Here is a 20,198-nt window from a genome sequence, read left to right as displayed (position 1 = left end):
TCCTCGAAACTCAATCCTCGAACACGGGTCGCGTGTCGCGCGAGGGATACCAGAAGACCTGACCGTCCTGCTCGCGCACGTCGAGCTTGGTCAGGCCGAAACGGCCGCACATGCCGGTCACGCAGCGTCCATCGCGCGGGTGGTACACCGCGCCGTGGATGCTGCAGATGATGTATTCCTTCCTGCTGTCGAGGAACTCGCCCTCCTGCCAGTCCATCTCGGTCGGCACGTGCGCGCAGCGGTTGAGGTAGCCGACGACCTCGCCGTCGAAGCGCAGCGCGAAGGCCGAGGCCGGCTGGCGGAACTGCAGCACGTCGAAGGTGTGCGCGCGGCCACGCTCCTCCAGCTCGGAGGAGGCGCACAGCGGCACTGGGGGCAGGTCGGGCTCGGGCGTCATTCGCAAGGGATCCGCAAGGCAGGAAGGGTCGGAGGGTGATCGGGAACGGATCGGCAGGCGGTCACGCGTGGGCCAGCAGCCACTCGCGCAGCGTCGGCACGTCGTGCGCGACCAGCAGCGGCTCGAAGCCACGCAGCGATTCGTGCTCGTGCGCGCCGTAGGTGACCGCCACCGCCGGGCAGCCGGCATTGCGCGCCAGCTGCAGGTCGTGCGTCGTGTCGCCGATCATCAGCGTGCGGTCCGGCTCGGCGCCGAACTCGCGCATCAGTTCGAGCAGCATCTGCGGATTGGGCTTGCCGGCGGTCTCGTCCGCGGTGGGGGTGCCGTCGAACAGCGTCCTCATGTCGACGGCGGCCAGCGCCTCGTCCAGCCCGCGGCGGCTCTTGCCGGTCGCGACGGCCAGCCAATGGTGCCGCGCCTTCAGGTCGCGAAGCAGGTCGGGCACGCCGTCGAACAGCGTCACCTCGTGCGCCGACGCGAAGTAATGATGGCGGTAGCGCTGGCCGAGTTCCGGGTAGCGCGCCGGGTCCAGGCCCGGCAGCGCGTACTGCAACGCCTCGATCAGGCCCATGCCGATGACGTAGGCGGCGTTCTCGCGCGACGGCGGCTCCAGGCCGAGGTCGGCGGCCGCGGCCTGCATGCAGCGCACGATCAGCGCGGTGGAGTCGAACAGGGTGCCATCCCAGTCGAACACGATCAGGTCGAAGCGTTGAGGCATGGGGATCCGCGGAAAGTCGTCAGGGCGCCGGGCGGCGCAGCGCGGCCAGGAGTTTCTCGCACTCCGGCGGCAAGGGCGCCGCCAGGGTCAAGGTCTCGCCGGTCGCCGGATGCACGACGCGCAGCGCGCGCGCATGCAGGAACATCCGGTCGAAGCGCAACGCGCCCCGGGCCAGTGCGCGATTGGCCTCGAAGTCGCCGTACTTGGGATCGCCGACGATCGGGTGGCCTTCATGGGCCAGGTGGACCCGGATCTGGTGTGTGCGGCCGGTCTTGATCGTGACGTCGAGCAGGCTGTAGCCGCCGGGGTCGCCGCCTTCGGCGCCCTTGCCGGCGCCTGGACAACTTTCGACGACCTTCACCAGGCTGATCGACCGCTTGGCCTGGTCGAGCTGCGGATCCTGGGGATCGGGCACCGCCCTCACCCAGCGCTCGCCGTCGCTGCCGACGAACTTCAGCAGCGGGACATCGACGACCTTCCTGCCCTTCGGCCAGGTGCCGGCGACCAGCGCCGCGTAGGTCTTGCCGGTCTCGCGGTCGCGCAACTGGTCCTGCAGGTGCGTCAGCGCGCCGCGCTTCTTGGCGATCATCAGCAGGCCGGACGTCTCCTTGTCCAGCCGGTGCACCAGCTCCAGGAACTTCGCCTGCGGCCGCGCGCGGCGCAGCTGTTCGATCACGCCGAAGCTCACGCCCGAGCCGCCGTGCACCGCCACGCCGGCCGGCTTGTCGATGACGATCAGGTGCTCGTCCTCGAAGACGATGGGGAACTCGCGGGCGGGGACGGCGGCGGCCTGCTCGGCGGGTTTCTCCGCCAGCCGCACCGGGGGCACGCGCACGATGTCGCCGATTTCCAGCCGCGAGTCCGCGCTGCAGCGACCCTTGTTGATGCGCACCTCGCCGGACCGGATGATCCGGTAGACCAGCGTCTTGGGCGCGCCCTTGAGTTCGCGGATGAGGAAGTTGTCCAGCCGTTGTCCGGCGGAGCCCTCGTCGACAGTCAGTTGACGGACCTGGGCCGGCATGACCGGCGCGGGCGGCGGCGCGGGCGGCGGCACGGCCGGCTTGACCGGTGCCGTCCCGGGCGTCGAGCGTGGTTTGGGGGGCGCCGGGGCCCTCGTGGCACTGCGGGCAGTCCCTGGGGCGGCCTTGCGGGCTTTAGCCCCTATAATGCTGCTTGCCACGTTTCCGTTGTAAGTATTTGATTTTTCTCATTTTACTCGGACGTGCGCGTTCGAGGTCGACGAGAACGTGGCAGTGAGCAGCGATTGTGAGTAGGCTGCTCATCACTTTTGGTGATGCAACGTCAGGTCATCGTCGTCGGGCCCGCTTCCCAAAGCGAGCGGGCAGGCGCCGAGGCCGGACGGCAGAGCAACATCGTCAGAACCATGCCCACGCGGCCGGTCGCATTCCAGGATGTCGGCAGGCGGCGCGGGCAGTACAACAAGGTTTCACGACGACAGAAGACGGGCCCCAAGCCCCGGCGCTGACGTCAGCACCCAGGCTCCGATTCCGGATGTTTTCTTCGGTCCATTCCACCCCCCGCCGCCTGCGAGCGCGTGTTGGCTTCGTCCACACGCCAGGCTCCGGCCGTGGTCGGGTCGCGCCTCAGTCGGCGCGCTTGAGGACCGGAACAGCCGACCCGGGGCCTGCGGCGCGCGCGCCAACGCTGCATCGCTGAACGGTCGAACGAGCCGTTCAATTTGCAGTCCAGGGCGATCCTTTCATTGGTTCTTTCGTGTTTCTCGTGCATCGGTCGAATCGCCCGCCGGTGAATCTCCGGCGGCGGTTCTGAAGCACGCGCGTCAGCGGCAAGGCCCTGGCGCGGAGGAGAACTGATGAAACGCATGCTGATCAACGCGACGCAGCAGGAAGAGCGTCGCCTGGCCATCGTCGATGGACAGAAGCTGTTGGACTTCGAGACCGAGATCGAAGGCCGCGAACAGCGCAAGGGCAACATCTACAAGGCGGTCGTGACGCGCGTCGAGCCGTCGCTGGAGGCCTGCTTCGTCGATTACGGCGAGGACCGCCACGGCTTCCTGCCGTTCAAGGAGATCTCGCGCACCTACTTCCGCGAAGGCGCCGATGTGCGCTCCGCCAAGATCCAGGACGTGATCAAGGAAGGCCAGGAGCTGCTGGTCCAGGTCGAGAAGGAAGAGCGCGGCAACAAGGGCGCGGCGCTGACCACCTTCGTGTCGCTGGCCGGCCGCTACCTGGTGCTGATGCCCAACAACCCGCGCGGCGGCGGCGTCTCGCGCCGCATCGAGGGCGAGGACCGCGAAGAGCTGAAGGACGCGCTCGACCAGCTCGAGTACCCCAAGGGCATGTCGCTGATCGCCCGCACCGCCGGCATCGGCCGTTCCGCCGCCGAGCTGCAGTGGGACCTGAACTACATGCTCAAGCTCTGGACCGCCATCGACGAAGCGTCGGGCGGCAAGGGCGCCTTCCTGATCTATCAGGAGTCGTCGCTGGTGATCCGCGCGATCCGCGACTATTTCACCGCCGACATCGGCGAGATCCTGATCGACACGGACGACATCTTCGAACAGGCCCACCAGTTCATGTCGCACGTGATGCCGGAGACGGCACACAAGGTCAAGCGCTACCGCGACGACGCGCCGCTGTTCAGCCGCTTCCAGATCGAGCATCAGATCGAGACGGCCTTCAGCCGCACGGTGAACCTGCCCTCGGGCGGCGCCATCGTGATCGACCACACCGAGGCGCTGGTCTCGGTGGACGTGAACTCGGCGCGCGCCACCCGTGGCGGCGACATCGAGGAGACCGCCACCCGCACCAACCTGGAAGCCGCCGACGAGATCGCGCGCCAGATGCGTCTGCGGGACCTGGGCGGCCTGATCGTCGTGGACTTCATCGACATGGAGGAGTCCAAGAACCGCCGCGAGGTCGAACAGCGCCTGCGCGACGCGCTGCGCCAGGACCGGGCCCGCGTGCAGTTCAGCTCGATCAGCAAGTTCGGCCTGCTGGAACTGAGCCGCCAGCGCCTGCGCCCGGCGCTGAGCGAAGGCAGCCACATCACCTGCCCGCGCTGCAACGGCACCGGCCACATCCGCGACACGGAGTCCTCCGCGCTGCAGATCCTGCGCATGGTCCAGGAAGAGTCCATGAAGGACAACACCGCCGCCGTGCACGTGCAGGTGCCGGTGGAAGTGACCAGCTTCCTGCTCAACGAGAAGCGCACCGAGATCACCAAGATCGAGCTCAAGCAGCGCGTCACCGTGCTGCTGGTGCCCAACCGTCACCTCGACACGCCGAACTACAAGCTCGAGCGCCTGCGCCACGACGATCCCCGCCTGGAGAACCTGCAGGCGAGCTACACGATGATCGAGGAGCAGCAGGAAGAGGAAAGCATCACCCGCCGCGGCGCCGAGAAAAAGAACAAGCAGGAGCCGCTGATCAAGGGCATCCTGCCCGAGCAGCCGGCCCCGATGCCCGTCGCGCCCGCGCCCAAGGCCGTCGAGCCGGTGGCTGCGGCCCCGGTGGCGGCGCCTGCCGCGCCGACCGCGCCGGCCGCGCCCGTGGCCGCCGGTGGTGGCTTCTTCGGCTGGATCAAGAGCCTGTTCGGTGGAGAACCGGCGCCCGCACCGGCGCCGGCCCCCGCGGCCAAGGCGGCCGAACCCGCCAAGAAGGAACGTGGCGAGCGCGGCGAACGTGGCGGTGAACGCGGCGAACGTGGCGGTGATCGCGACCGCAACGGCGGCCGTGGCGGCGACCGCAATCGCCGTGGCGAACGCGGCGAGCGTGGTGAACGCGCTGCCGGTGAACGCGGTGGTGAACGTGGCGAGCGTGGTGAACAGAAGGCCCGCGACGGCAAGCCGCGCGGCGAAGGCAAGCCGCAGCAGGAAGGCCGCGCCGAGCGTCCGGAACGCGGTGACCGCGCCGAGCGTGGTGAGCGCGCCGAGCGGGGCGATCGTGCTGAACGCGGTGAACGTGGCGGCGAACGTGGCGAGCGCGGTGACCGTCCGCGTCGCAACGAGCGCGCCGACAAGCCGGAACAGGCTGTCGACGGCGCACCGCGTCAGGAACGCACCGAACGCACCGAACGCGGTGATCGTCCGGAGCGCGGCGAACGTGCCGAACGGGGTGGTGACCGCGCCGAGCGCGGTGACCGGGGCGAGCGCGGCGAGGGCCGCCGCCGTCGCGAGGAGCGTCCGGCAGAGGCTTCGCAAGAGCAGCTGAGCGCGCTGGCCGGCACCGAGGCCGCCAACGTCGAGTCGCCGATCGCGTTCGCCGACACGCAGCCGCTGGAGAACCCGCTGGAGAACCCGCTGGGCGAAGCCGGCGACGAGCGCCAAGGCCGTCGTCGTCGTCGTCGCGGCAACCGTGATCGCGGCGAAGGCGTCGAGGGCGCGGAGCAGGTCGAGGGCGCGCTGGTCGAAGGCCAGGCCCAGTCCGGCGACACCTCGTTCGCTGAAGGCGCCGAATCCGCCGCCGCTCCGGTGGTCGAGGGCGACGCCCCGGCTGGCGAAGAAGGCGCGGAAGGCAGCGCGGACGGCCAAGGCCGCCGTCGTGGCCGTGGTCGCGACCGTTATCGCCGCGACCGCCGCGACGGTGAAGGTGCACCGGCCGACGGCACTGCTGCCGACGGCGTGTCTGCCGATGGCGTGATTGCCGAGCGCGATGTGGCGGCCACGCCGGCCATCGCCGCGCTGGACGGCATCGTGCTGGATGCCGGCGCCGCGCCGCGTCAGCTGGAACTGGGCGACGAGCCGAAGCAGGCACCGGCGCAGGCGCCGGTGGCCGCTGTCGCTCCGACGCCAGCGCCGGTCCAGGCCCCGGTCCCGGCCCCCGCTCCGGTCGCTGCACCTGCCATTGCGGCAGCAGCGCCGGCCCCGGTGCCTCGTTTCGAGCTGCCGATGACCGAGCTCAGCGCCGTCGCCGAAGGTGCCGGCCTGGTCTGGGTCAACAGCGACGCCGACAAGATCGCCGCCGCCAAGGCCGCGATGGCTGCCGAGCCGGCCGCCGCCCCGCTGGGCCGCGAGCCCGCGCCGGTGGTGGTGGTCGACGAAGGCCCGCTGGTCCTGGTCGAGACCCGCAAGGACCTCAACCAGATCAAGCTTCCGTTCGAAGCTTGATGACGGCATGAACTCCCTCTCCCGCTTGCGGGAGAGGGCGGGGGGTGAGGGCCTGCCACGGCTGATGCGCCTGACGGCGCCCCCTCACCCCTCCCTCTCCCCGCAAGCGGGGCGAGGGTGTCAGACGAAGGTACGAGCAGGAACACGACAGCCGCCGAGACACCCCTCGGCGGCTTTCCTTTTGGGGCGTCACGAGCGCCCCGGGACATGACGGAGACAGACGCTTGAACACCTCCTCCACCATCGCCGCCCAGCCGGGCGACGCGGCAGGCGCGAAAGCCGCGCCGAAGATGCCGCCGCAGATCCCGTACATCATTGCCAACGAGGGCTGCGAGCGATTCAGCTTCTACGGGATGCGCAACATCCTGACGGTGTTCCTGATGACCAGCCTGCTGCTGGCCATCCCGGAGCCGCTGCGCAAGGGCGAGGCCAAGGAGGTGTTCCACACCTTCGTCATCGGCGTCTACTTCTTCCCGCTGCTGGGCGGCTGGTTGTCGGACCGCTTCTTCGGCAAGTACAACACCATCTTCTGGCTGAGCCTGGTGTACTGCGCCGGCCATGCCTGCCTGGCGATCTTCGAGGACAACCTGCGCGGCTTCTACTTCGGCCTGTTCCTGATCGCGCTGGGTTCGGGCGGCATCAAGCCGCTGGTCAGCTCCTTCATCGGCGACCAGTTCGACAAGAGCAACCGCACGCTGGCGCAGAAGGTGTTCGACGCCTTCTACTGGATCATCAACTTCGGCTCGTTCTTCGCGTCGCTGCTGATGCCGATCTTCCTGGACAGGTTCGGCGCGAGCGTCGCGTTCGGCATCCCGGGCGCGCTGATGTTGCTCGCCACGGTGATCTTCTGGAGCGGCCGCCGCAAGTACACGCACGTGCCGGCCGGCGTGTCGCACCGCGACCCGCACGGCTTCCTGAAGGTCGTGCGCACGGCGCTGCTGTCGCAGGCGCCCGGCCAGGGCCGCGGCGGGCTGTTCGTCGCGGGGATGGGCGTGGTGCTGGCGGTCGGCGCGCTGCTGCTGACGCCCAACCTGGGCTTCGTGATCGCCTTCTGCTCGGCGCTGGTGCTGGTGATGGGCTTCGGCGGCGTCGGCGCCTGGATGCAGCTGGAGCGCGCCCGCGCGGTGCACCCGGACGAGGCCGTCGAAGGCGTGCGCACGGTGCTGCGCCTGCTGGTGCTCTTCGCGCTGGTCACGCCGTTCTGGTCCCTGTTCGACCAGAAGGCCTCCACCTGGGTGCTGCAGGCCGACCAGATGGCCAAGCCCGAGTGGTTCAAGTCCTCGATGATGCAGGCGCTGAATCCGGCGCTGGTCATGATCCTGATCCCGTTCAACAACCTGGTGCTGTATCCGTTGCTGTCCAGGCTGGGCCTGAAGGTCACGGCGCTGCGCCGCATGGGTGCGGGCATCGCGTTCGCGGGGATCGCCTGGATCGTGGTGGGCGGCCTGCAGCTGTGGATCGACGGCGGCCACGCGGTCGACATCACCTGGCAGGTGCTGCCCTACGCGCTGCTGACGCTGGGTGAAGTGCTGGTGTCGGCGACCGGCCTGGAGTTCGCCTACAGTCAGGCGCCGCTGGCGATGAAGGGCGTGATCACGAGCTTCTGGAACCTGTCGGTGACGATCGGCAACCTGTGGGTGCTGCTGGCCAATTCCAGCGTCAAGGGCGCGGCGGTGACGGCCTACATCCAGTCCACGGGCACCAGCGTCACGGCCTTCCAGATGTTCTTCTTCGCCGGCTTCGCGCTGCTGGCGGCGCTGCTCTTCGCGCTGTATGCGCGCGGGTACCGGATGCAGGACAACTACCGGGGCTGACGGCCCTTTCAGTCAGACTCAGTCAAATTCAGACAGCTTCAGGAGACACGGACATGGCACGGATCCTTTCAATCGTCGCCGCGCTGGCGGTGCAGGCCGCGGTGGCGGTGCCCGCCGCGATGGCGCAGGACAGCGTCAAGCTCAACATGGTGCCGCTGCCGTCGTCGCGACAGCAGATCGACATCGGCATGGACATGAAGATGAACATGTCCATGGACCTGCCGCCGAACGCGACCGAGCAGCAGCGCGCGCAGATGGCGCAGATGAAGGCCTCGATGCCGATCGTCATGAAGATGGGCATGCGCCAGGAGCTGGCGACGACGGCCAAGGCGCCGGACGGCGCCTACACGCTCAATGCCGAGGTCACGACGCTGAAGAGCGAGATGCGCGACGGCACGGGGCAGGCGCGGCCGCTGCCGCAGCAGGGGCCGATGCGTTTCAGCGCGCGGCTGAAGGACGACCAGTTCGAGAAGATCGATCTGCAGCTCGCCAACACCGCGCAGGCGCAGGCCTTGAGCAAGGAGATGCAGGAACAGATCTTCAACCAGAGCTTCGACTGGATGCGCAAGTTCAACGGCAAGACGCTGAAGGTCGGCGAGACCCTCGAGATGCCGATCGAGATGAACCTGCCGATGGCCGGCGCGAAGGCGGGCAAGCTGCTGGGCAAGTACACGCTGACGGCGGTGAACAAGGGCGTCGCGTCCTTCGACGTGGACGTGCGGATGGACATGAGCTTCGCGGTGCCGACACCAGCGAAGGCGGCGTCGGGCGCCTCGGCGCCGGTGGCGGCGGCGTCGGCGGCGGGTCCGGTTGAAGGGGCGATGACCGGCTCGGGCCGCGGCAAGATGGACCTGCGGCTGGCGGACCGCCTGATGGTGCGCAGCACCATGGCGATGACGATGGGCGTGGACATGGCCGGCCCGCAGGGCAACAAGATGCGCATGGACATGGAGATGTCCATGACCGGTACCGGCAAGGCACTGCCGCCGGGGGCGAAGAAGCCGGCGGCGCCGGCGAAGCCCGCTGCAAAGGGCTGAATGCAGGACTGAATGCAGGGCTGATCACCGCCCTCCGCCGTTGATCTGGCGATTCGACGGCACCATGAAGAAGACCGCCCTCGGGCGGTCTTTTTCTTTCTTCTTTGGCAGCTCATGCGGGCAACCGGTCGACGCTCATGTCTTCGCGCGCCGCCGCACTTCCCGCATGCCGCGCATCGTCGGAATCACTTCGCGCATGACTTGCTGGAACGCGCGCAGACGCGCGGGTTGAAGCCGTCGAGACGGATAGACGAGTGAGATCGGCAGCGGTGTTGCGCACCATTCGGGCAGGACGCGCACGAGGCGCCCTTCGGCCATGTCGTCGAAGACCGCCCATTGCGACACCAGCGCGAAGCCCAATCCCCGACGCGCCGATTCGATCAGCGCGAAGAGGCTGTCCGTGCCCAGGCGCGGACGGAATGCAATGTGCATCCGTTCCTCGCCGTCCGCGGCGCGCAGGTCGACGCCGTCGCGATAGAACGCCAGCAGCGCCAGCCACGGCTGCGCACCGAGCAGTTCGGCGATCTCCTCCGGCGGCCGCTTGCCCAGGCCCTTGGGCAGCGTCTTCGCGAGCTGCGGCGTCGCGACCAGCACGCGGGGGATCTCGGCCAGCTGCGTGGCGATCAGGTTGGGCTGGCTGATCTCACCGACCAGCAGCGAGCAGTCGACGTTCTCCCGGCTGAAATCCGGCAGCTGGTCCTGCAGCATCCATTCCACCGACACGCGCGGGTGCTTGGTGAGGAAGGCCGCGAGCGGCTCGATCAACTGGCTCTGCCCGAAGGCATGCGGCACGCGCAGACGGAGCGTGCCGGACAGCTCCTCGCCGCCTTCGAGCTCCTCCGCCAGCGACTGCCAGCCGTCGATCAGGTCCTGCGCCTGCGCGGCGCAGCGCTCGCCCTCCTCCGTCAGGCGGAGTCCGCGCGTGGAGCGCTCCACCAGCCGCGCGCCCAGCAGCGATTCCAGCATCTGCACGCGCCGGCTGACGGTCGGCTGCGTGGTCGCGAGCTGCAGCGCGGCGGCGGAGAAGCTGCCAGCCTCCGCCACGCGGAGAAAGGTCTGCAGCAGCGCGAGGCGGTCCTGGCCGCTGTCCCGGTTGGCGTCATTCATGGCTCGCTTTATACGCTGCGCGTATGGGCGCTGTGCGAGCCGGACCCGTTCCCCGCAGGGCCCTGGATACGAAGAATGCGGGTCATTCGGTCCTCATCGACCCTCCCCCGCTTCTTCTTCACGCCATCTTGAATCATCCTTCGGGAGTTGCCATGTCCAGCCTTCCCATGCCTTCGACTGCCGCCGCCGCACCGCGCGACCCCGCCACCCCGTCCGCACCGTTGATCGTGCTGCTGGCGGCGTCGGCAGGCCTTGGCGCTGCGTCGCTGTATTACAGCCAGCCGATCCTGGCCCCGCTCGCCGAGGACCTGCACGCCTCGACGGCGGGCATCGGCGCGGTGCCGATGCTCACCCAGCTCGGCTACGCCGCCGGCATCCTGCTGCTGACGCCGCTGGGCGACCGCTTCGATCGCCGCAAGGTCATCCTGACCAAGTTCGTGCTGCTGATCGCCACGCTGCTGCTGAGCGGCCTCGCGCCGGGCTTCGCGCCCTTCCTGGCCGCCAGCGCGCTGCTCGGATTGACGGCGACGCTGGCGCAGGACGTCGTGCCGATGGCCGCCTCGCTGAGCCCGGCCGAGCACCGCGGCCGCATCGTCGGCCAGGTGATGACGGGACTGCTGCTCGGCATCCTGCTGTCTCGCGTGATGAGCGGCGTGATCGCGCAGGCGCTCGGCTGGCGCTGGGTCTACGGACTGGCGGCAATGGCACTGACGGTCGCCGGGCTGGCCAGCTGGCGCTGGCTGCCGTCCTCGCCGCCGACGATGCGCACGACGTATGGCGCGCTGCTGCGCTCGCTCGGCGGGCTGTGGCGCACGCTGCCGACGCTGCGTCGCGCCGCGATCGCCCAGGCGCTGCTGGCGGTGGCGTTCAGCGCCTTCTGGTCGACGCTGGCGGTGATGCTGCATCAACGCTTCGGGCTGGGCAGTGCGGTCTCCGGCGCCTTCGGCCTGGCGGGCGCGGCCGGCGCGCTGGCCGCCCCGCTGGCGGGCCGTTTCGCCGACAAGCGCGGCCCCGGCGTGGTGACGAAGCTCGGATCGCTGCTGGTGGCGCTGTCCTTCGCGGTGATGTCCGTGACGGCGTGGCTGGACCGCGGTGCGGCGATCGTCGTGTTGGTGGTGCTCGCGATCGTCTTCGACTTCGGCGTCCAGGCGGCGCTGGTCGCGCATCAGACGATCGTCTACAGCCTCGATCCGGCCGCGCGCAGCCGCCTCAACGCGCTGCTGTTCACGGGGATGTTCATCGGCATGGCGACAGGAGCGGCGCTGGGCAGCGTGCTGTTCACCCACTGGGGCTGGGTCGGCGTGACCGGGCTGGCGACGGTGGCGAGCGCTGGCGCGTTGCTGGTGCGGCTCACCGCCGACGAGTGACGGCATGAGCCAAGGCGCGGGCGAGAGGACCGCTCAGTCGCCGCGCCCCAGGTAGGCCCGGATCACCGAGGAACGCGGCCTGTCGGCTCATGCGGTGAAGCTCACTGTCGGCAGGGTCGCGCAGTATCGCGACCTTCCCCTCAGTCCCGATGCCGTTTGAAAAGGCCCGGGTAGTCCAGGACAAGCAGATCCTCGTCCACCGGCAAGTCTGCGATGAAGCCTGACCCGTCGAGTGATTCGAACCGATAGAGCCGCTCGTCGAGCCGCGTATAGGCCTGCGCCCGCGCGCGCACGGTCAGCGCGGTGCCGTCGACCCAGGCCATGCGGAACTCGCGCCGCTCGCCGATGGCCAGTGGCACGCGCCGGATCGGAAAGCTGTTGGTGAAGGGCGTGGGCCAGATGTCGATGTCGACACAGCCGTCGAGCTCGGGGAGCGGACGACCGCCGCCATCCTGCCAGCGCCCTTCGCCGTCGGTGCTCAGATGCATCGCGCGGGGCGCCGCGTCGGCGTCGCCGATCAGCGAGAGCACCGCCGCGCGCAGGCGCCACTGCTCGTCCCAGTCGAGGCGATAGCCGAGGCGGAACGGCCCCCGCTCGTCGTCGATCGCGATCACGACGCCATCCGCGTGGCCGTCGGACAGCGTCAGATGCTCGATGCCGGTGGCAGCATGCGCGGCATTCCAGAGTGGGATCCAGCAGATCGTGCGGGACGGATGCGACATGGCGACCTCCTTGCGTCGGACGGGGCAATCGCCGTGCGGAGGCTCGATCGATCAGCCCGCCGTTCCCGGCGCCTCATGGCACACCACGCACAGCTTGTTCCCATCCGGATCGCGGAAGTAGGCGCCGTAGTAGTGCTCGTGATAGTCGGGCCGCGGACCGGGCGGCCCCTCGCAGGTGCCACCGTTCGCGAGGGCCGCGGCGTGCGCCGCGTCGACCATCGCGCGCGTGTCGGCCATGAACGCGGTCATGTGCCCGTTGCCGGCGGCGGGCGCCAGTGCGTCGAAGGGCCGGCCGATGAGGAACAGGGGACGCGGCCCGGGCACCGACTGCCATCCCGCCCAGGGCCGGCTGTCATCGCGGAAGCGCTGCGGCAGGTTCAGCACCGCCATCAGCGGCGCGTAGAAATCGATGGCGCGCTCGAAGTCGGCAACGCCGAGGAACACGTGCGAGAACATGACCGCGCCGCGCTCACTGCGTCCGGCCGCGCCAGCCGATCAGGCTGACGCCCAGCGCCACGAAGCACGCGCCGAAGGTCCGGTTCATCAGCTTCACCCGCGTCGGCGAGGCCAGCCCGCGCCGCAGCGCCCGCGCCAGCAGCACGTAGAAGGCATGCGCCAGCACGGCACAGGACGAGAAGGTCACCGTCAGCACGACGAAGTCGCGCAGCGCCGTCTCCGGATGGTTCATGAACTGCGGGAACAGCGCGGTGAAGAACAGGATGGCCTTGGGATTCGTCAGCGCGACCATGATGCCGCGCAGGAACAGCGCCCGGCGCGACAGGCCGGCGACTTCCGCCGCGGCGGCGTCGCCGTTGGCCATCGACATCCGCGCGCCCTGGCGCCATTGCTTGATGCCCAGCCAGATCAGGTAGCAGGCGCCGAGCAGCTTCACCACCAGGAAGGCCTGGGCCGAAGTGCTCAGCAGCACGCCGAGTCCCGCCGTCGTCGCCGCGGACACGGCCAGCAGCCCGATCGCATTGCCCAGCGAGCCGACCATCGCCCGCCGCGGCCCGACGCTGAGCGAATTCGAGATCGCCATCAGCACCGCCGGCCCCGGCGTGAACGTGACGAACAGCGCCACACTGACAAAGCCCAACCAACTGGTCACATCCACACCGATCTCCCAAGCGCACGACACAGAGGATGCCGATGTTAGCGGCGCGGGCTTCGGGGCTAGGATCGTCCGATCGATCACCCCTGCCCGGGAGTCCCCATGCGATCCGTGTTCCATCTGGCCTATCACGTGCGAGACCTGGACGATGCCCGCGCCTTCTACGGCGGCGTGCTCGGCTGCGAGGAAGGCCGCAGCACCGACACCTGGGTCGACTTCGACTTCTTCGGACACCAGATCTCGCTGCATCTCGGCGAGCCGTTCAAGACCGGCAACACCGGGAAGGTCGGCGACCACCTGGTGCCGATGCCGCACCTCGGCGTGATCCTGGCGATGCCGGACTGGCGCGCGCTCGCGGATCGGCTGGAGACGCAAGGCATCGCGTTCGTGCTGAAGCCCAGCATCCGCTTCGCCGGCCAGCCCGGCGAGCAGGCCACGATGTTCTTCCTCGACCCGTCGGGCAATCCGATCGAGGTCAAGGGCTTCGCCTCCACGGACGGGATCTTCGCGACCTGATCGCGCACGATGAACGAGGTGGTCGCCATCGGGCCCCTGGTGCTGCCTTGGGCCTTCCTGCATCTGTGCGTCGCGGTCGCCGCGTCGCTGGCGGTCGCGGCATTCCTCATGCGCAGGCGCAAGCAGGACGCCGGACCGCTGCTGTGGCGCAGCCTGTGGGTCGCCATCGTGTTCGCGCGGCTCGGCTTCCTCTACCAGTACAAGGAGCTGTACGTCGAGCACCCGCTCAGCATCCTCAACCTGCGCGATGGCGGATGGTCGCCCGAGGTCGGCATCATCGCGATGTGGATGTACGCGACCTTCCAGCTGCGGAACGTGCCGGCGATGCGGATCGCGGCGACGGCGCCGCTGGCGCTGGGCACCGCGATCGTGATCGCGGGGCAGATCCAGCTCGCCGTGCGACCGGCCGCGGAGCCGCTGCCGGCGTTGCGCTTCGAGCAGTTGAACGGCGAGACCATCGATCTCGCCGCGCTGCGCGGCAAACCGGTGCTGATCAACCTGTGGGCGACCTGGTGCGGGCCGTGCATCCGCGAGATGCCGATGCTTGCGCAGGCGCAGCGCGACCGGCCCGAGGTGCGCTTCGTCTTCATCAATCAAGGCGAGGACGCGGCCCACGTGTCGAAGTGGCTGGGCCAACAACGCCTGGACATGCGCAACGTGGCCATCGACGAACGACGCGAGGCCAGCGCGGTGTTCAAGCAGGCGGGTTATCCCACCACGCTGCTCTTCGACGCGTCGGGGAAGCTCGTCGGCAAGCGCACGGGCGAGCTGTCGCAGCCGGCCTTGGAGGCGATGTTGACGCGGCTACGCTGACGTCAACGGCCTCACGAACAGCCGGTCGGAGGCATCGATCTCGAAGACATCGTGGAGCTTGGTGGCTGCACCCACGAAGCCGAGTCGCGCGAGCAATGCGATCGAGCGCACGTTGCCCTGCTCCACCGACGCGAGAAGCCGTTGAACGGCCTGAGTGCTTCGAAGGTAGTCGACCATCGCCGCCACCGCGCGCGTCGCGTGGCCTTGCCCTCGCCCTTCGGCCGTCAGCACGTAGGCGATCCAGCAGACCTCAGGGGACTCGACCGTCGCCTGCACATATCCGATCAACCGTCCGCCGTCGCCTCGGATCATCCAGTTGAACCACAGCTCGTCACCCTCCGGGGACTCCCCCTTCGCACGTCGCTCATAGGCGCTGCGCAGCCATTCGAGCGTGGGTGGCTCGTCCTCATCGAGGAACTCATAGATCGACGGATCGGAGAGCACTGCATGCATCTCATCGGCATGCTCGACGGAAACGGGTTCGAGGCGCAGCGGCGGCGCGTCCAGGGATGGAAAGGCAGGCATGACACGAGTGTCTCCGAATCGCCGACCGCCTAACATGGCGGATCGCTCCTCATCATTCATCCATGCTGCTGCGCTCGATCTCCCTCGCCGACACCGCCGCCGTCGACCTCGTCGCCGAGCGTATGCGCGCGACGCTGATCGAAGTCGAAGGCGAGGACGCCGGCGGCGCGATGTATTCGATGGACTGGCTGCGCGACCGCGTGCGGTGGCATCTGGACGGCCGAGCCGCGGAGGTCATCGTCGCCGAGGACGCGAACGGCGACAATCGTCGGCCACACGATCTATCGCATCGAGTCCGATGCCGACGCGCCACACGACGCGCCCGCCACCGCGCCCTTCGGCTTGATCTCGACGACCTACGTCTTGCCTGAGGCGCGTCGGCTTGGCGTCGCACAACGGCTGCTCACGCATGCGGAAGCTTGGTTCCGCGAACGCCGCGTGCCGCTCGCCTGCACCTGGACCTCCGAAACCAACTCGCCGTTGATCGGCCTGTATGCCCGCAACGGCTACGTCGAAGCCGAGCGCGGTCCCAATCAGCTGACGCAGACGATGATGGTCCGGCTCGCGAGATCCCTGTCACCGCCGCACTGACGCGGTGAGCACGTCCCGGTGCGACGGTCCCGGCAAGCCTGGCGGGCACGCACCTTGCCGCCATGTCGGCATGAATACCCCCACCCGCACCGTCCATCTCTACCTCTTCGAGGGCTTCGCCGACTGGGAGGCCGCCTATGCGGTCGCGGGCATCAACACGCCCGAATTCCAGAAGACGCCCGGCGATTGGCAGGTGAAGACCGTCGCCGCCGCCGGCGCCAACCTGACGCGATCGATGGGCGGCCTGTCGGTGATGCCCGACATCCGCCTGTCGACGCTGTTCCCGGACGACAGCGAGCTGCTGATCCTCCCCGGCGGCGCCGGCTGGGACAAGGGCGAGCACATGGAAGCCGCGAAGAAGGCCAAGGAGTTCCTCGACGCCGGCAAACGCGTCGCCGCGATCTGCGGCGCGACGGCGGGCCTGGCGCGGCTCGGCGTGCTCGACGATCGGCAGCACACGAGCAACGCCTTGTCCTACCTGAAGGGCGTCGCGGAGTACGGCGGCAGCGACCGCTACGTCGACGAACCCGTCGTCTCGGACCGCGGCCTGCTGACTGCGGGCGGCATGTCCGCGCTGGACTTCGCCCGGGCCATCTTCGACACGCTCGACATCTACGAGCCCGAGACGCTTGAGGCCTGGTACCAGCTCAACAAGACCGGCAAGTCAGCGTACTTCGCGAAGATGGCGCAGACCGCGGGTGGACGCTGAGTCGCGGCGGTCTGCCTGCGCAGACCTCTGCGGGCGTACGGACGTGTCCCTTGTGGTGCGGATGCGGCTCAGGCGCCCTTGGCCGCGGTGACGATGCCCTGCCCCGCCGCCCACGCGCCGATGTCGTCGCGCCGGATCGCCGCGGCCATCAGCCCCGGGAAGGCATCCGGCGTGCACGCGAACGATGGCACGCCCAGCGCCGCCAGCTTGGCCGCGAGCGCACGGTCGTAGGCCGGCGCGCCCTCGTCGCTCAGCGCCAGCAAGGCCACGCACTGCACGCCGCTCTCGACCAGCGCGGCCGCGCGGCGCAGCAGTTGCGGCTCGACGCCCCCTTCGTACAGGTCGGATATCAGCACGAAGATCGTGTTGCGCGGCTCGCGGATCAGCGACTGGCAATAGGCCACCGCGCCGTTGATGTCGGTCCCGCCGCCCAGTTGGACGCCGAACAGCAGGTCGACCGGATCGTCGAGCTGTTCGGTCATGTCGACGACCGCCGTGTCGAAGACGACCAGCTTGGTGCTCACCGCTGGCAGCGACGCGAGCACGGCGCCGAAGATGCTCGAGTACACGACCGAGTTCGCCATCGACCCGCTCTGGTCGATGCACAGCACCACCTCGCGCTGCGGACGTCGCGCCTTGCGGCCATAGCCGTGCAGCGTCTCCGGGATCACGGTACGCAGTTCCGGCTGCCAGTGGCGCAGGTTGGCGCGGATGGTGCGGTGCCAGTCGATCTCCGACAGGCGCGGCCGGCGGTTGCGCTGGCTGCGGTCTAGCGCGCCGGTCACGGCCGCGCGCATCGGTTCCTCGAGCCGCTTCATCAGCTCGTCCACGACCTGCCGCACGACGCGACGCGCGGTGTCCTTCGTCCCCGCCGGGATCACCCGCGACAAGGCCATCAGGTTCGCGACCAGGTGCACGTCCGGCTGCACGCCTTGCAGCATCTCGGGCTGCAGCAGCATGTCGCGCAGATGCAGGCGCTCCAGCGCGTCCTTCTGCATCACCTGCACGACGGAACTCGGGAAGTACTTGCGGATGTCGCCGAGCCAGCGCGCCACGCGCGGCGCCGAGTTGCCGCGACCGCCACGGCGATCGTCGCCGAGTCCGCCGCCGTCGCCGTAAAGAGCGCTCAGCGCCTGGTCCATCTCCACCGCGTCGCCGTGCAGGCCGCCGCAGCTGTCCTCGGCTTCGCCGCCGAGCACCAGGCGCCATCGGCGCAGGCGATCCGTATCGGTCGTCGTCGCGGGGCCGGTCACGGTGGCCGTCGGGTCCGTCAAGTCGTCAGGCGCGCTCATGCCCCCACTCCCAGCATCAATCGCAGCAGCGGCACCGGCAGCGCCGCTCGCGCTTCGTCCCACTCCGCGGAGGCCATCACCGCGCCGGCACCGCCGCCCTTGCGCGCCGCGCGCTGACCGAGGTCGCGTCGCTCGCCCGCGTCGAAGTGCGCGAAGGTGCGCCGCACCAGCGGCAGCACGCGGATGAAGTGCTCGTCGTCGAGCCCGCCGAGCCAGGCGTCCACCAACGGCCAGACGCCGTCGTGATGCAGCAGCACGACGGCATTGCGATTGAGGAAACCATCGAGCCACGCCGCCGCCTTGGCCGGCTCCGCCGCACGCGACAGCTGCAGCGACATCGAGGTCCCCGCGTCGTCCGCCGTGATCAGCCCGTCGTCCAGCAGCAGCCGCGTGCACAGGCCGCGCAGCAGCGCGTGCGCGCCTTCGCGTGCGGCCAACTGCACGATGGCGGCGCGCCATTGCGACGAGGGTTCGGACTGACGGCCCGGATCGCGCAGCCGCACCGCCGCCTGCGCGCCGAGCAGCCGATCGCGGACCTGCTCCGAAGCGGCCTCGTCCAGCGAATCGCCCATCAGCGGGAGGCTGATCGCCGCGCGCGTCACGAGGCCGTCGAAGACATCGCCCACCATCGCCGCGTCGGTCTGCCGCACGTTGCCGTAGCGGAAGACGTTGGCCAGCGGCGGGAGCGCGCCCAGCAGCTGGTCAGCGTCGCCGGTGACCGCCGCATGGTCCTGCAGCGCGCGCGACGCGATCGTCACCGCTTCCGGCAGGTCGGCAAGCAGCACGCGATCAACGAGTTCCGCCAACGCCGCCAGGTTCGCCGGCTTTCCGCAGCGCTCTGCGACCGCAGTCGTTGCGGCCTGCGCAACGGACTGGCCCCAGCGGCTCGCCTCGATCACGCGCAGCGCGAACTCGGGCTGCCATTGCAGCGTCCAGATCTCGTGGAAGGTCCCGCGCGAGGACTTGCCCGTGCGCGCGATCTCGCCCCACGGCAGGTCGATCAGCCGCAGCCGGTGCAGCAGATGACTGCGGGCCAGATCGTTGGGCTGGCGCAGGTCGAGGTCGAGCGTCTTCTGCGTCGCCTCGGGTTTCATGCGCAGCGACTTCTGCAGCTGCTCCAGGTTGCGCTGCAACGGCACCGTGGGCACGTCGGCCGGCACGCCGCCCAGGCGGTCGCCGATGACCAGCTCGTCGCGGATGAAGCCGAGCACCGCCTCGTCACCCAGCGTCATGACGGTGCGCGTGGCCTCGTGCAGTTCGTCCAGGCCCGGCGCAGGCCGCTGGCGCAGCGCGGCGAGCGTGTCGGCGAGGCGGGCCGCTTCGATCAGGTGCGCGGAGGAGCAGTCCAGGTCGCGCTCGCGCATCAGCCGCGCAACGCGCGCCAGCCAGCCGATCGCGCGGGGACGGCGTTCGCCGTCATTGCCATCCTTGCCGCCCTGCCCGCTCAGCCACAGGTGTTCGTACCAGCCCGGCGACTGGATGCCGGCGCCGTAGCCGCTTTCGCGCGCCAGGTGCCGGTAGGTCCACGGCACCCAGGTGCTCGTGACCTTGAGCTTGGGCACGCCCTTGAGCAGCGTCTGGTCGGCCTTGGCGGTGATGTCGGCCCGCAGGCCGCCCAGGTGCCAGGCGCCGCAGACGACCGCGATGCGCTCGAAGCCCTCCTTGCGCGCCGCGCGGATGCACTGGCGCATGTGGGCCTCGCGCAGCGCCTCGCGGTGGGCGCGCGGCGTCTGAGGATCGAGCGTCTCGTCATCGCCGGACTCGGCGCGCAAGGTCGTCATCGCCTCCGAGATCGCGGCGAACAGGTCCTCGCCGTCTCCGCGTTCCTCGACCATGTGGTTCCACCAGGTCTCGCCGTCGGCGTAGCCGGCCGCGCGCGCCAGCCAGTCCAGCGGATCGCCGCGGCGCGCCAAACGTGCGATGGGCTCATCCGCCTCACTCGCCTCACCCGCCTTGGGCGCCTCGTCGTCCTCGGGCGCAACTGCGGCCTCAGGCGCTGCGGATTCGGGTTCCTTGGATGCAAGGGTCTCTGCGGCCTGCTCGACGGCGTCCTCCCTCGCCTTCTCCAATGCGAGGGAAACACCGACCGGCAGATCGATGAAGCGCACCGGCACGCCGGCGACTCCGGCCCAACGCAAGGCCTGCCACTCCGGCGAGAAGCTCGCGAACGGGTGATAGACCGCGCGACCGGACTCCTCCACGCCGTGCGTCAGCAGCGCCACCGGTGGCGTCATCGCAGGGTCGAGCACGGCGGCGACCAGGCCATCCGCCTCCGGCGGACCTTCGATCAGCACGCAGTCGGGCTTCAAGGCCTCGAATGCGGCAAGCAGGCTGCGCGCGCAGCCCGGGCCGTGGTGCCGCACGCCGAAGTAATGAACCGGATCGCTCAT

General features: G+C 69.4%; 19 protein-coding genes. 9 read left to right on the top strand and 10 right to left on the bottom strand.

What is annotated here, in order from left to right; translation table 11 throughout:
• Positions 1-10: 10 nt before the first annotated feature.
• The 3 genes from AC07O8_RS11040 to AC07O8_RS11030 form a co-directional block, all read right to left on the bottom strand.
• On the bottom strand, positions 11-397 hold the full coding sequence (locus tag AC07O8_RS11040) for a Rieske (2Fe-2S) protein (RefSeq protein WP_495048045.1): 387 nt from the start codon (positions 395-397) through the stop codon (positions 11-13).
• 61 nt (positions 398-458) lie between these two features.
• On the bottom strand, positions 459-1,115 hold the full coding sequence (locus AC07O8_RS11035; protein WP_495048044.1) for an HAD family hydrolase: 657 nt from the start codon (positions 1,113-1,115) through the stop codon (positions 459-461).
• A 19-nt stretch (positions 1,116-1,134) separates the two neighbouring features.
• Positions 1,135-2,136, bottom strand: coding sequence for an RluA family pseudouridine synthase (locus AC07O8_RS11030; RefSeq protein WP_495048140.1), 1,002 nt, complete (start codon positions 2,134-2,136; stop codon positions 1,135-1,137).
• An 813-nt stretch (positions 2,137-2,949) separates the two neighbouring features.
• Between AC07O8_RS11030 and AC07O8_RS11025 the strand changes: the two genes are divergently transcribed.
• The 3 genes from AC07O8_RS11025 (at position 2,950) to AC07O8_RS11015 (ending at position 9,055) form a co-directional block, all read left to right on the top strand.
• Positions 2,950-6,204: an Rne/Rng family ribonuclease gene (locus tag AC07O8_RS11025; protein WP_495048043.1), complete on the top strand. Its 3,255-nt coding sequence runs from the start codon at positions 2,950-2,952 to the stop codon at positions 6,202-6,204.
• Between the two features lie 290 nt (positions 6,205-6,494).
• On the top strand, positions 6,495-8,018 hold the full coding sequence (locus tag AC07O8_RS11020) for a POT-type proton-dependent oligopeptide transporter (protein ID WP_495048139.1): 1,524 nt from the start codon (positions 6,495-6,497) through the stop codon (positions 8,016-8,018).
• A 53-nt stretch (positions 8,019-8,071) separates the two neighbouring features.
• Positions 8,072-9,055: a hypothetical protein gene (locus AC07O8_RS11015; protein WP_495048042.1), complete on the top strand. Its 984-nt coding sequence runs from the start codon at positions 8,072-8,074 to the stop codon at positions 9,053-9,055.
• Positions 9,056-9,190: 135 nt separating this feature from the next.
• On the opposite strand, the gene AC07O8_RS11010 is transcribed toward AC07O8_RS11015, so the two are convergent.
• The gene (locus tag AC07O8_RS11010; RefSeq protein WP_495048041.1) at positions 9,191-10,162 is read right to left on the bottom strand and encodes a LysR family transcriptional regulator; all 972 of its coding nucleotides are present in this window, start codon (positions 10,160-10,162) and stop codon (positions 9,191-9,193) included.
• Between the two features lie 152 nt (positions 10,163-10,314).
• Between AC07O8_RS11010 and AC07O8_RS11005 the strand changes: the two genes are divergently transcribed.
• On the top strand, positions 10,315-11,529 hold the full coding sequence (locus AC07O8_RS11005; protein ID WP_495048040.1) for an MFS transporter: 1,215 nt from the start codon (positions 10,315-10,317) through the stop codon (positions 11,527-11,529).
• 140 nt (positions 11,530-11,669) lie between these two features.
• On the opposite strand, the gene AC07O8_RS11000 is transcribed toward AC07O8_RS11005, so the two are convergent.
• Genes AC07O8_RS11000 through AC07O8_RS10990 form a run of 3 tightly spaced genes read right to left on the bottom strand, consistent with a single transcriptional unit; the run spans position 11,670 to position 13,365 of the window.
• Positions 11,670-12,251: a putative glycolipid-binding domain-containing protein gene (locus AC07O8_RS11000; RefSeq protein WP_495048039.1), complete on the bottom strand. Its 582-nt coding sequence runs from the start codon at positions 12,249-12,251 to the stop codon at positions 11,670-11,672.
• 51 nt (positions 12,252-12,302) lie between these two features.
• Positions 12,303-12,707 (bottom strand): VOC family protein, encoded by a 405-nt coding sequence (locus AC07O8_RS10995; RefSeq protein ID WP_495048038.1) that lies wholly within the window; start codon positions 12,705-12,707, stop codon positions 12,303-12,305.
• A gap of 13 nt (positions 12,708-12,720) precedes the next feature.
• The gene (locus tag AC07O8_RS10990; RefSeq protein WP_495048037.1) at positions 12,721-13,365 is read right to left on the bottom strand and encodes a LysE family translocator; all 645 of its coding nucleotides are present in this window, start codon (positions 13,363-13,365) and stop codon (positions 12,721-12,723) included.
• A 99-nt stretch (positions 13,366-13,464) separates the two neighbouring features.
• Here AC07O8_RS10990 and AC07O8_RS10985 point away from each other — a divergent pair, with 99 nt between their 5' ends.
• Positions 13,465-13,878, top strand: coding sequence for a VOC family protein (locus tag AC07O8_RS10985; RefSeq protein WP_495048036.1), 414 nt, complete (start codon positions 13,465-13,467; stop codon positions 13,876-13,878).
• 9 nt (positions 13,879-13,887) lie between these two features.
• On the top strand, positions 13,888-14,691 hold the full coding sequence (locus AC07O8_RS10980) for a TlpA family protein disulfide reductase (protein ID WP_495048035.1): 804 nt from the start codon (positions 13,888-13,890) through the stop codon (positions 14,689-14,691).
• Here AC07O8_RS10980 and AC07O8_RS10975 read toward each other — a convergent pair.
• A complete protein-coding gene (locus tag AC07O8_RS10975; protein ID WP_495048034.1) occupies positions 14,683-15,276 on the bottom strand; it encodes a GNAT family N-acetyltransferase in 594 nt (197 codons plus the stop codon). The genes AC07O8_RS10980 and AC07O8_RS10975 overlap by 9 nt on opposite strands.
• 2 nt (positions 15,277-15,278) lie before the next feature.
• On the opposite strand from AC07O8_RS10975, the gene AC07O8_RS10970 reads away from it, so the two are divergent.
• The 3 genes from AC07O8_RS10970 to AC07O8_RS10960 all read left to right on the top strand — a co-directional run bounded on the left by AC07O8_RS10970 (position 15,279) and on the right by AC07O8_RS10960 (position 16,516).
• Positions 15,279-15,587, top strand: a complete 309-nt coding sequence (locus AC07O8_RS10970; RefSeq protein WP_495048033.1) for a hypothetical protein — start codon at positions 15,279-15,281, stop codon at positions 15,585-15,587.
• The gene (locus AC07O8_RS10965) at positions 15,481-15,807 is read left to right on the top strand and encodes a GNAT family N-acetyltransferase (RefSeq protein ID WP_495048138.1); all 327 of its coding nucleotides are present in this window, start codon (positions 15,481-15,483) and stop codon (positions 15,805-15,807) included. The genes AC07O8_RS10970 and AC07O8_RS10965 overlap by 107 nt, the downstream gene beginning before the upstream one ends.
• Before the next feature lie 70 nt (positions 15,808-15,877).
• A complete protein-coding gene (locus AC07O8_RS10960) occupies positions 15,878-16,516 on the top strand; it encodes a DJ-1/PfpI family protein (protein ID WP_495048032.1) in 639 nt (212 codons plus the stop codon).
• A gap of 68 nt (positions 16,517-16,584) precedes the next feature.
• On the opposite strand, the gene AC07O8_RS10955 is transcribed toward AC07O8_RS10960, so the two are convergent.
• Both AC07O8_RS10955 and AC07O8_RS10950 read right to left on the bottom strand, forming a co-directional pair.
• Positions 16,585-17,808 (bottom strand): VWA domain-containing protein, encoded by a 1,224-nt coding sequence (locus AC07O8_RS10955; protein ID WP_495048031.1) that lies wholly within the window; start codon positions 17,806-17,808, stop codon positions 16,585-16,587.
• Entirely contained in the window at positions 17,805-20,198 is a 2,394-nt protein-coding gene (locus tag AC07O8_RS10950; protein ID WP_495048030.1) for a DUF5682 family protein, read from the bottom strand. The genes AC07O8_RS10955 and AC07O8_RS10950 overlap by 4 nt, the downstream gene beginning before the upstream one ends.

Source organism: Roseateles sp. GW821-FHT09G09, assembly GCF_059415965.1.
The sequence above is the reverse complement of the archived record's forward strand: the minus strand, read 5'-3'. Positions and strand labels throughout refer to the sequence as shown.